Origin of the sequence: Chryseobacterium geocarposphaerae (genome assembly GCF_002797535.1) — a bacterium.
Classification (GTDB): Bacteria; Bacteroidota; Bacteroidia; order Flavobacteriales; family Weeksellaceae; genus Chryseobacterium; species Chryseobacterium geocarposphaerae.
The window spans coordinates 339,615-351,963 of the sequence record NZ_PGFD01000003.1 but is presented as its reverse complement, the minus strand read 5'-3'; the positions used below and the strand labels follow the sequence as shown (position 1 = coordinate 351,963).

Below are 12,349 nucleotides of genomic sequence, written 5' to 3'. Positions count from 1 at the left end.
GATTAATTTGTAAATTCATATTATGAAAAAATATATTAGCAGTCTACTAGTTTTAGCTTCTGGGTTTGCATTTTCTCAGACTATTCTAAATGCTTCTTCTCCGGAAGAATTCAGACAGATGAGAGCTGAAAATATGAGAAAAGTGGGAGATACTGTTATTAGTAATAAAGTAAAGCCACTAGAGTACGGTTTTGTAGATGATAAAGACGTATTAAAAAGTATGTTTGTATGGGAAATTATAGATTTGAATGATAAAATTAATCAACCATTCTACTATGATAATCCGGACGGACTACTTTCTAAAAATACTAGATCTCTTTATCAAATTCTTTTAGATGCTGCAATGGATGGCCAAATTGAAGAGGTTTATGATGACGAGAATTTTACTACAAAATTAGGCAAGGAAGCTCTTCAGAAAAAATTGGAGAGTGTAAGAATGGATGAAGAGGCAATTGATATTTTAAATTCAGGAAGACAACTTACTGAAGATGAGAAGAAAAGACTAATTGACCATATTAGAACAACAACCGATAAAGTTAAAGTGTTGAAAATCATGGGTATGTGGTTTATTGATAAGAGAGATGGCCAAATGAAATACAGACCTCTTGGAATTGCTGCAATGGGACCAGATCCAACATCTATCGGTAGACTAGATGCTGAAGGAAAACTTATGGAAGGAGCTAATGATCTTGTAGATCTATTCTGGGTATACTATCCAAAGGCAAGAGATATTTTAGCAAATAATTACGTTTTCAACAGAAAAAATTCAGCGGCTGATTTGTCTTTCGATGATATCATTAACGCAAGAAGATTCTCTTCTATAATCTATAAGTCATCAAGCGGTTTAGGAGATGGAACCATTAAGGATTATGTCCCTAGGAATGCTGAAGAACAAATTGAAGAAAGTGATAGAATCAAAGGACAGATTCTTGAAATGGAAAACGAATTGTGGAATTATTAATATTTCATTTGATTCATATATAAAACCTGAGTATTTTTACTCAGGTTTTTTTATTCTGAAATTGTACCCTTAGTTATAAAGGGAATGATGAAGCACTTACGTAGAAGACGAGGCCTTTAAGAAGATTTTAATATGAAAAAAGTAGACTATATAATTGTTGGTGACGGATATGCAGGTGTTTTTTTAGCACATCAATTGATTAAAAACAATAAATCTTTTGTGATTTTCTCTGAAGGAAAAAAAAGTGCGTCGCAGGTCTCTGCAGGCATTATTAACCCGGTAGTTTTAAAAAAGTTTACTACTTTTTGGAAAGCCCAGGAACAAATAGATTTTTTAAAAGATTCATTAAAGGAGATTGAAACTTATACAGGAAAGAATTATTTAATAGAAGCTCCTATCCACAGAATTTTTCATGACGAAAATGAACAGAAGCTATGGCTGAAAAAATCTGAAAATTTAGACCTGGTTAACTTTTTAGATGAAAATTTTGATCACATAGAAGGGGTAAAAAACGATTTTAATACAGGAAAGGTAAACCAATCTGCCCGACTTAATGTTAATGGATTTTTCATGGGTATATTTGATTTTCTTGAAAAAAGATCACAGCTGATCAAAGAAAAATTCGATTATTCCAAAGTCAATGCCGGAGAATCTGTTTACAAAGAACTTAATTTTAAAAAAATTATTTTTTGTGAAGGGATGGGAGTGAAGGAAAATCCTTTTTTTTCAGATATTCCTGTGAATGCGAATAAAGGACATCATATCAAAGTTAAATTGTCCAAAGCTTTAGCCCAGAATATTACGATTAAAAAGAAACACTTTTTATTTCCATTAGAAAATGATTTGTATTTTTATGGAGGGACTTATGATCGGGAACAACTTCACAGCCATATAGATGATTCTGCCATACAGCAATTAACGAATGGTTTAGCTGAGTTTTATCCTTATGATTTTGAAATAAAAGAAGTGAATTTCGGATTCCGGCCTACCGTAAAAGATAGAAGGCCTATTATAGGAGTACATTCTGAGCATTCAAATATGTTTGTGTTTAACGGATTGGGAGCAAGAGGAATATTAAATGGATGCTATTTTTCCAAAGTATTATATGATTTTATGGAAAATAATTCCCCATTGCCAACTGAAGTGAATCGGGAAAGATTCATAGACTAAAATAAAAAATATCGAGGCAGTAATGTCTCGATATTTTACTATATATGAATTTTGTGTTAATTGCTAAGAACAAACTTCGCCAAAGGAGCCATTCTTGCCTTGTTAAGAGTAAGGGTATTACCGTTCACAGAATAATTATCTGCGGCTAACAGAGCTTTTGAAAATAATTGTTCAGTTTCCAGATCCTCACAAGCCATCATTGTAGACATTCCCTGGTTGAATTTTATACGCATAATGTCCTGCTTTATTTCAAAGGTTCCTCCGATACCATTACATCCGGCATGTCCTTCATACCTCATATCGCTCGTGTTAAGTTTGAAATAAGGATTGTTTTTAGGATTTTTAAGCTGAATAGGCTTTCCATTGAGTTCGGTAAGTTTCCATGTTTTTCCTGTAATATCATTTTTAGATGACTGCTTTGCAGTATTACAAGAAAAAAGAAATATTGATAAGATGAAAATAATAATGTAGTTGTGTAGATTTTTCATATTATATATTTTAAATTGAAATGGTCATTGTTAGTAAGAAGCCATTTTTGTCTGGCCGTTTTCCTTATTCTTTTTGTAATGAAACAAAACCATATCCGCGTCCTTTTTTAGAAATGTTACATTTCCATGAATATCAGAATATTGGTACTCTTCATTAGCCGCTGTATATTCCGGGAGTTCATCAACTTTTTTTATCTCGTACGTTTTCCCATTAAGAAATACTTTGGCTGTGCTTTGAGTATGATTGATCATAACCTCCATCTGATCTCCAAAATCATCTACAAAAGTAGCTCTGGTAATACTGTCTTTAGCTATTTCCACAGAAGGTTTTGTAGCTACGACTTCATTTTCTTTTGTAGAATGCTTACATGAGATGGCGGTAAGTGCAAGAATGAAGAATATTGAAAATAGAACCTTTTTTTTCATAATAATTTGTTTTTGTGTGTTTCATTGGTGTGATTTGTTTGGCAAAGTTATTACTTTTCTAGATAAAATCTGTTAATTTATTATAAATTATGTGGTTGTTTTTAAAATAATTGAATTTTTTAATTTTTAAATATCTTATGATTCTCTGTTTTTTTTATAAATTCTTCTGTTTTTAAAGCGTTTTTATTGGGTTTAAAATATAAAATACTGAAAATCAAATTTAAAATAATAATTCTCTTTTTTGGGATTTTATCCTTTGTGATTCAGTTGGTGTTATTCAGCATATTTAAAGGAAAGTTAAATATTGTTAATATATGTCATTTGTCATGAAATTGTTTCAAAATGTATACAAACTAAGACTTACATTTGTGCCTTCAAATTATGAGAAATTATATAGTGTATTTTTTGACCAGTCTTTTTCTGCTATTCGTAGTGGAAAGCAAGATCAATGTCAAAACTTTAAGAAATGACTATACTCATTCCTCTCATAATTTACCTAAAAGAGCAAACCGACTCAATCAGACCTACGAAAAACTTTCGATACAGCAGACCTCAGATGATATAAGCAATGCTTATTCATTAGAACTTGCTGAAGATGATTTCCAGCTGTCTGATACGTTTGAGGCGATGGTTGTTTTTGCCAGTGTTTTCACATTGGTATATATTTTTGGGTTAAAAAGTTTCAAAAAGCTTAAGCCTTCTATTCATGGCTTTTTATCAGACTTTTCCTCAGTGAAAAGATTCATTCTGATCCGTTCTATCAGAATTTAAACTATATTTTTCGAATTTTAGTTGCTGCTGGTTTTTCAGCAGGAATGTCATGCGTTGTGCTTTGTTGGTAATCATCACACCGCAAATTCTCTTATTACCATTTTCATATTTAAAACATTAACGATTTACATAAACTCTAGAAATTATGATTAAAAGAGTTGTCGCAAGCATTGCGCTAAGCAGTCTTTTATTGTTCACAGGTTGTAACAAGAAAAAAGAAGAAAAAGAAGAAGCTGCAGTTTATCCCGTAACCACTCCGGTAGTGATGGATACGGTGATTGACAAAGAATATGTGGCTCAGATCAGATCTGTAAAGAACATCGAAGTTCGTGCACAGGAGAAAGGCTTCCTGGAGAAGATTTTCGTAGACGAGGGTCAGTTTGTTCATCAGGGTCAGACATTATTCAGAATAATGCCGAAGTTATATCAGGCAGAGTTGCTGAAGGCCCAGGCAGAAGTTGCCCAGGCTACGATTGAACTGAAAAATGCAAGTACATTAGCCAGCAACAACATCGTTTCCAAAAACGAAAGAGCAATGGCAAAAGCTAAATTGGATGCGGCAAATGCAGAAGCTAAATTGGCACAGATACACTTATCATTTACAGACATTAAAGCTCCGTTTTCAGGGATTATCGACAGAATTCCTTTGAAACTTGGAAGTTTGGTAGATGAAGGGGACTTGCTGACCTCTCTTTCTGATAACAATGATGTTTATACGTATTTCAACGTTTCAGAACCGGAATACCTTTCTTATCAGACCAATGCAGCATCAAGAGGAAGCAATCAGGTTTCCTTGGTGATGGCAAACGGAGATATTTTTCCACAAAAAGGAGAAGTTCAGACCATTGAAGGGGAATTTGATAGTGAAACAGGAAATATTGCGTTCAGAGCTAAGTTCCCAAACCCGGCAAAATTATTGAGAAACGGAGAAACAGGAAAGGTAAGAATGACTTTGCCATTGAAAAACGCTTTAATTATTCCTCAGAAAGCAACCTACGAAATTCAGGATCAGAAATATGTTTTTGTAGTGGATAAAAACGGAGTGGCAAAATCCAGAAATATTAAGGTGGCTTATGAGCTTCCGGACGTTTATGTTGTGGGTTCTGGATTATCAACAGGTGACAGAATCTTGTTGGAGGGAGTTCAAAAAGTGAAAGACGATCAGAAAGTTCAAGTTAAAGCTCAGGATCCGAAAAAAGTTCTTCAATCATTGAAATTAAAAGCAGAGTAGAATACGATAACTGGTAAGTGAGCATTGATCATCAAAACTGTTCAAATTCATCATTTATCATTCATCATTAATAATTGATATTATTTTTATGTTTAAGAAATTCATTCGCAGACCTGTTCTGTCTATCGTAATCTCTTTGATTATCGTATTTATGGGAGTCTTGTCTTTGGTAAAACTTCCAGTGACACAGTTTCCGTCCATTTCACCGCCAAAAGTAAACATCACCGCAGAATATCCGGGAGCCAACAACGAATTGTTGATCAAATCTGTGGTTATTCCGTTGGAAAGAGGTTTAAATGGGGTGCCGGGAATGAAATATATGACTTCCGATGCCGGAAATGACGGGGAAGCTTCTATTCAGGTGGTTTTCGACTTGGGAACAGACCCGAACGTGGCAGCCGTAAACGTGCAAAACCGTGTATCTTCGGTGGTTAATAAATTGCCACCACTGGTAGTTCGTGAAGGGGTGAAAATTACCCGTGAAGAGCCTAACATGTTGATGTACATAAACTTGTATAGTGATGATCCTAAAGCTGACCAGAAATTCCTTTTCAACTATGCAGATATCAACGTGATGTCCGAATTGAGAAGGGTAAGCGGAGTTGGTTTTGCGGATATCCTGGGAACAAGAGAATATGCAATGCGTATCTGGCTTAAGCCTGACAGATTAACAGCTTACAGCATTTCGGCAGACGAAGTAATGGAAGCGTTGAATCAGCAGAGTTTGGAAGCATCTCCTGGTAAGACGGGGGAAAGTTCCGGAAAGCGTTCGCAGTCATTTGAATATATTTTAAAATATCCGGGCCGTTTCAATAATGAAAAAGATTACGGGAATATCATTCTTAAAGCGAAACCTGACGGAGAATTTATCAGATTAAAAGATGTTGCGGATATCGAATTCGGTTCCTCGATGTACGATATTTATTCTACGTTGAACGGGAAACCTTCTGCGGCAATAACGGTAAAACAATCGTACGGTTCCAACGCAAGTGACGTTATCAAAAACGTAAAATCTTTGATGGCAGAATTGCAGAAAACCACCTTCCCGAAAGGAATGCATTACGACATCAGTTATGACGTATCAAGATTCCTGGATGCATCGATTGAAAAGGTCGTTCACACGTTATTTGAAGCCTTCGTTTTGGTGGCAATCGTGGTATTCTTATTCTTGGGAGACTGGCGTTCAACACTAATTCCGGCTTTAGCGGTTCCGGTTTCGTTAGTAGGAACATTCGCTGTAATGTCCGCTTTCGGAATTACATTAAACATGATTTCGCTCTTTGCCCTTGTAATGGCGATCGGGGTTGTGGTGGATGACGCGATTGTGGTCATTGAAGCCGTTCACGCCAAGATGGAAGAGAAACATTTATCTCCTTTAAAGGCGACGGAAGAAGCAATGCATGAAATCAGCGGGGCGATTATCGCGATCACTTTGGTAATGGCATCCGTATTTATTCCGATTGCATTTATGTCCGGTCCGGTTGGGGTTTTCTATCGTCAGTTCTCCATTACAATGGCTTCAGCAATTATCCTTTCAGGGGTTGTAGCTTTGACACTGACTCCGGCTTTATGTGCTTTAATTCTGAAAAATAATCACGGAAAACCTAAGAAAAGAACACCAATTACTATTTTCTTAGATAAGTTCAACGGTCTATTTACAAAAGGTGCGAATAAATATGAAGGAATGTTGAATAAAACGGTGAAGAAGAAAACAATCACTTTACCATTATTATTGGCATTCTGTGCTGCGACATTCTTCCTGAGCAATTCATTGCCGTCAGGGTTTATTCCTGCGGAAGATCAGGGGATGATCTATGCGATTATCCAGACGCCACCGGGTTCAACATTAGAAAGAACCAATCAGATTGCAAAGGAATTATTGAGAGAATCTGAAGATATTGATGGGGTACAGTCCGTTTCTTCATTAGCAGGTTATGAAATCCTGACGGAAGGTACAGGTTCCAACTCCGGTACTTGTCTGATTAACTTAAAAAGCTGGGAAGATCGTAAAGAATCTGCCGCAGAGATCATTGAAAAGCTTGAAGAAAAAGCTAAAAATATTCCCGGTGCGAATATAGAATTCTTCCAGCCGCCATCAATTCCGGGTTATGGTGCTGCAGGTGGTTTCGAGCTTCGTCTTTTGGATAAAGCGGGAAGTGGAGATTATCACAAAATGGAGCAGGTAAGTAACGATTTTGTAAAGGAACTGAAAAAACGTCCTGAATTGGGATCTGCATTTACATTCTATTCTGCGAGTTTCCCTCAGTATATGCTGAGAGTAGATAACGATCTTGCCGAGCAAAAAGGAGTAACGATCGAAAATGCGATGGACAATTTATCAACTTTAATTGGTTCCAACTATGAGACGAGTTTCATCCGTTTCGACAGACCCTATAAGGTAATTGTTCAGGCAGGTCCTCAATATCGCGCATTACCGACGGATTTGTTGAAATTGTATGTGAAAAACGATAAAGATCAGATGGTTCCGTATTCGGACTTCATGCATTTGGAAAAAGTGTATGGTTTATCAGAGATCACAAGACATAATATGTATAACTCTTCCGAGGTAAGTGGAACTCCTGCTCCGGGGTACAGTTCCGGGCAGGCGATTGCAGCCATCAAAGAAGTGGCGGATAAAACACTTCCGAGAGGTTTCGGGATCGACTGGGCAGGGATTTCCAAGGATGAGGTAAGCCGTGGAAACGAAGCGATTTTCATTTTCTTAGTCTGTTTAGGATTCGTTTATCTGATTCTTTCTGCACAGTATGAAAGTTTCATTCTTCCGCTGCCGGTAATTTTATCATTGCCGACGGGTATTTTCGGAGCTTTCCTATGTTTGAAATTATTAGGGTTAGAAAACAATATTTATGCTCAGGTAGCCATGGTCATGTTGATTGGTCTTTTGGGTAAAAATGCCGTATTGATCGTAGAATTTGCTGTTCAGAAAAAGGCAGAAGAGGGAATTCCGGTTGCGCAGGCTGCCATTGAAGGAGCAGCGATCCGTTTCCGTCCGATTTTGATGACATCATTTGCGTTCATTGCAGGTTTGATTCCTTTGGTAATGGCTACCGGACCGGGTGCGATTGGTAACCGAACCATCGGTACAGCCGCAGCAGGAGGGATGCTGATCGGAACTATTTTCGGATTAATGATCATTCCTGGATTGTATTACATCTTCGGAACGATCGCCGAGAAATCCAGATTGGCCAGATATGAAGAAGAAAATCCTTTAACAGAACAAACAGAACCGTACCAACACGATGACAAACATGAAGATTTATAATAAATATATAGCAGCCATCGCCTTATCACTTGTTTTAGCAAGTTGTAAGGCGCCAATGGCGACCGTGATAAAAGACGAGGTAAAGGAAAATGTACCTCAGAGCTTTAGTCAGGAAGATCAGGGTGACGCGAACAATAATAGCGGAACAACACCTTGGAGACAATTTTTTACTGATCCGAATTTAGTTGCTTTAATAGAAACTGCACTAAAGAATAATCAGGAGCTGATGATCACTTTGCAGGAAATTGAGATCGCAAAAAGTGGTGTTTTAGCTAAAAAAGGAAGATTAACGCCAACTGTAACCGCCGGAGTGGGGGCAGGACTAAAAAAATCTGGACGCTATACAAGTGAAGGAGCAGGTGACGCAACTACGGAAATCGAGCCAGGAAAAGAAATGCCGGATCCGCTTGGAAATTTTGAAGGCGGTTTGACGGCCAACTGGGAAATTGATATCTGGAAAAAATTAAGAACAGAAAAAGAGTCTGCCGTGGCACATTATCTTTCGACGGTGGAAGGAAAGAATTTTGTCCTTTCCAACCTGATCGAAGAAGTTGCTGATAATTATTATGAATTGCTTGCTTTGGATAATCAGCTGGATATTATTCAGCAATATATCAAGCTTCAGCAAAAAGCTCTGGAAATTTCAAAAATTCAGAAAGAAGCTGCGGCGGCAACTGAATTAGCGGTAAAAAAATTCGAAGCTGAACTGGCAAAATCCAAAGCGACAGAATATACGATCCGTCAGCAAATTACGGAAAAAGAGAATGAAATCAATGCGCTTTGCGGTCGTTTTCCACAACCGATTGTAAGAACGAAGGAAGATTTTATGACTACGATTCCGCAAACGGTGTATACGGGAATTCCGTCACAGTTATTGGCCAACCGTCCTGATATCAAACAAGCAGAATTGGAATTGAAATCATCAAAATTAGATGTGGAAGCAGCAAGAAAAGAGTTCTATCCTTCATTGGAAATATCGGCAACATTAGGTTTAGAAGCATTTAAACCTTCTTATCTGGTGAAAATGCCGGAATCAATTGCTTACAATTTAGCAGGTGAGTTAGCCGGACCACTTATTAATAAAAGTGCAATTAAAGCTAATTTTCAGACTGCGGATGCTAAACAGATTCAGGCTTTGTACGAATATGATAAAACGATTCTGAACGCTTATTTGGATGTGGCTAATTTGATGTCGAAAGTGAAAAATATTGATCAGTATTATAAACTGAAGTCTGAAGAAACACAGGCTTTGGAGAAATCAATAGATATTGCTAATCAGTTATTTAGGAATTCAAGAGCGGATTATCTGGAAGTTCTTCTGAACCAGAGAGATGCATTGGATGCAAAAATGGAGCTGGTTGAAGCAAAACAGAAACAGCTGAGTACAGTTGTAGATATTTACAAAAGCTTAGGCGGAGGCTGGAAGTGATTTGTAAATCCTTAATGTTTTATTTTTGGAGACCGTCATATTTGGCGGTCTCTTTTGTTGTATTAAAGAAAATGAGGATATAATTTGAAGATCAGTGTAAGTTGCTGATAATTAATATTAATTTACTTCTCTATAGATGAATTATGAAAAGGGTTTTGTATATTTATTTACCAAACCGATTATCATGAAAAAAATACTATTACTTCTCTTAGCCGTACTTGTAATCTTAGTTATTTTCCTAATAATAAGAACCCTCACTTATCCATTTAAAAAAAATGAAGCTTCTGTTGAAAAAGCCTGGAATCCTGTACGTAATGATATTGCAGTTCAGCATCTGTCGGGAGGAATACGAATACCTACAGTTTCTACAGGGGAATTAGGTGATTTTGATTATGCCCCGTTTGAAAAATTTAAGAACTACTTAAAAGAATCTTATCCTTTGGTGTATCAAAATACTGAAAACTATGAAATTAATACATATGCATTGGTATTTAAAATAAAAGGGAAAAATAGTTCTTTGGCTCCGATATTATTTTTATCACATATTGATGTTGTTCCTCCGGGTGATGCGGATGTGGTCAATAAGAATGAAAATGTCAGTCAACTTAATGATAAACCTGCACCACGTGTTTCAAAAGTGGCAAAAGATTGGGAATATGGCCCGTTTTCAGGAGCAATCGCCAATGGTAAAATTTATGGAAGGGGAACTCTGGATATGAAAGGGATGCTTTTCTCTTTAATGGAATCTGCAAATAATATCATTGAAAATAAAATAATACCTGAAAGGGATATTTATCTGGCTTTTGGCTTTGATGAAGAAGTTGGAGGGAAAAAAGGAGCCACGCAGATTGCCGCACACTTTAATAAGCTAGGTTTAAAATTTGATGCCGTTTATGATGAAGGAGGTCTCATTTTAGAAAAAGGAAATGTCGCAGGAATCAACAATGATGTTGCCGTTGTGGGATGTGCGGAAAAAGGATTTCTTTCAGCCAAAATAAAAGTAAAGGGATTGGGGGGACATTCTTCTATGCCACCAACAGAAAGTGCAATTGGTAAAGCTGCGATCATTATGCAGCGGCTTGAAAAAAATCAGATGAAGCCTATGATTACCCCTTCAATGCAGGAGTTTTTTAATAATATAGGAGGTGGAATGCCATTTGTAAACAGAATGGCTATTGCAAATACATGGCTGCTGAAACCGGTATTACTCTCACAGCTTACAAAAAATAACACGACAAATGCTTTGGTAAGAACGACTACAGCACTTACGATGATGAAGGGAAGTGACGGAACGAATGTTCTTTCTCCTGAAGTGGAATTTGTGGTTAATTTTAGATTGCTTCCCGGAAATACCGTTAAAGATGTTAAGCAGCATATTGCCAAAGCTACTGATGGTTTTGATGTGGAAGTGGAAGAAATTGACAATACCCGTGAAGCTTCTGCAGTTTCATCAACAAATACCCGGGCTTATAAAATGATTCAGGAGGGTGTGAAACAAATTTATCCTGAGGCTGTAGTGACTCCTTACCTTACAGTAGGAGGTACAGATGCGTACAAATATCAGAGAGTTAGTGACCATATTTATCGGTTTATGCCCATTAAGATTAATGGTTTTGAACAGCAAAGTATTCACAGTACCAATGAATATATCAGTATTGAAAACTATCTTAGAATGATTCACTACTTTGAATTCATTATGAAGAACTACGATAAATAAGAATTGTAAATTTTTTTAGATTAATTTTAATACGTCAAGTTTTGTCGCATTAGCAGAATAGTTTTGTGGTATCAAAATTACAAAGCTATGGAACTGCCGTTTTATCTTACCTATAAAGAATTTGAAGCTCATTACTATAACAATTTGGAAAAATGGTTTGAAGAATACCATAACACCTCTGAAGTTGATTATTTGAAGCAGTTGGTAAATTTGTACAGCCCTTATGTTTACTACAATTTTGCTAAAGATAAACTTCAGGCAGATGCATCTATTCAGATCAGAGACTGTTTCTTTCCGTATTATGAGAAAATAGGAATTTCATTTTGTACCAATTGCGATCAAAATAACAAACATATTTCAAAAGGAATGAATCACCTTTTTGAATGGAAAACCATAACCATGATGGAATATGCACAGCATATTTTAGATAAAATAAACAAACATATTACCAAAAAGAATATCAAGAATACTGGCAGTGTGTTTGATTTTATAAATGACAAAGAAGTCATTACTTTCAGAGATGGGGCCGGATTGTGTGTGAACTATAATCAGCATCAGTCTACTATTCCTTTTCTTAAAGCTTATCTTCCTGTTTTTGGAAAAACCGTTGATATTGCAGTATACAGGGACTTTATTTTTTCGGTAGTTCAGATTGCAGAATTTATAGACCAAAAATTAAAGGAAGTTCAGGCATTTGAGCTTATGATGTACTCAAAGTTAAAATCTGAAGCCAAATTTAAAGTACAGATGAATGATCAGTTCTTAACAATCTGTAATTAATTTTTAAACCCAAACATTCATATAACTAATAACTAAATTGTAGTTTGAAATTTTTCAAACGAAAAATCCTGATCATCTGATCAGGATTTTTTG

10 protein-coding genes are annotated in these 12,349 nt (G+C 36.3%); 8 read left to right on the top strand and 2 right to left on the bottom strand.

What is annotated here, in order from left to right; genetic code table 11:
- Positions 1-22 precede the first annotated feature (22 nt).
- Both porN and CLV73_RS17615 read left to right on the top strand, forming a co-directional pair.
- Positions 23-961 carry a type IX secretion system ring subunit PorN/GldN gene (gene porN / locus CLV73_RS17620; RefSeq protein ID WP_100378182.1) on the top strand — a complete coding sequence of 313 codons (939 nt, stop codon included), beginning with the start codon at positions 23-25 and terminating at the stop codon, positions 959-961.
- A gap of 132 nt (positions 962-1,093) precedes the next feature.
- Complete coding sequence (locus tag CLV73_RS17615; protein WP_100378181.1) at positions 1,094-2,131, top strand: NAD(P)/FAD-dependent oxidoreductase; 1,038 nt, start codon at positions 1,094-1,096, stop codon at positions 2,129-2,131.
- A gap of 56 nt (positions 2,132-2,187) precedes the next feature.
- Here CLV73_RS17615 and CLV73_RS17610 read toward each other — a convergent pair whose 3' ends face one another.
- Both CLV73_RS17610 and CLV73_RS17605 read right to left on the bottom strand, forming a co-directional pair.
- Positions 2,188-2,619, bottom strand: coding sequence for an META domain-containing protein (locus tag CLV73_RS17610; protein WP_100378180.1), 432 nt, complete (start codon positions 2,617-2,619; stop codon positions 2,188-2,190).
- Positions 2,620-2,649: 30 nt separating this feature from the next.
- A complete protein-coding gene (locus tag CLV73_RS17605) occupies positions 2,650-3,045 on the bottom strand; it encodes a hypothetical protein (RefSeq protein ID WP_100378179.1) in 396 nt (131 codons plus the stop codon).
- Between the two features lie 381 nt (positions 3,046-3,426).
- Between CLV73_RS17605 and CLV73_RS17600 the strand changes: the two genes are divergently transcribed.
- The 6 genes from CLV73_RS17600 to CLV73_RS17575 all read left to right on the top strand — a co-directional run bounded on the left by CLV73_RS17600 (position 3,427) and on the right by CLV73_RS17575 (position 12,256).
- Positions 3,427-3,816, top strand: a complete 390-nt coding sequence (locus tag CLV73_RS17600) for a hypothetical protein (RefSeq protein WP_100378178.1) — start codon at positions 3,427-3,429, stop codon at positions 3,814-3,816.
- 148 nt (positions 3,817-3,964) lie between these two features.
- Positions 3,965-5,047 carry an efflux RND transporter periplasmic adaptor subunit gene (locus CLV73_RS17595; RefSeq protein WP_100378249.1) on the top strand — a complete coding sequence of 361 codons (1,083 nt, stop codon included), beginning with the start codon at positions 3,965-3,967 and terminating at the stop codon, positions 5,045-5,047.
- A gap of 88 nt (positions 5,048-5,135) precedes the next feature.
- Positions 5,136-8,330 (top strand): efflux RND transporter permease subunit, encoded by a 3,195-nt coding sequence (locus CLV73_RS17590; protein ID WP_100378177.1) that lies wholly within the window; start codon positions 5,136-5,138, stop codon positions 8,328-8,330.
- The gene (locus tag CLV73_RS17585) at positions 8,317-9,759 is read left to right on the top strand and encodes a TolC family protein (protein ID WP_169925778.1); all 1,443 of its coding nucleotides are present in this window, start codon (positions 8,317-8,319) and stop codon (positions 9,757-9,759) included. The genes CLV73_RS17590 and CLV73_RS17585 overlap by 14 nt, the downstream gene beginning before the upstream one ends.
- Positions 9,760-9,943: 184 nt before the next feature.
- A complete protein-coding gene (locus CLV73_RS17580) occupies positions 9,944-11,476 on the top strand; it encodes a M20/M25/M40 family metallo-hydrolase (protein ID WP_100378248.1) in 1,533 nt (510 codons plus the stop codon).
- A gap of 87 nt (positions 11,477-11,563) precedes the next feature.
- Positions 11,564-12,256, top strand: coding sequence for a hypothetical protein (locus tag CLV73_RS17575; protein ID WP_100378175.1), 693 nt, complete (start codon positions 11,564-11,566; stop codon positions 12,254-12,256).
- Positions 12,257-12,349 lie beyond the last annotated feature (93 nt).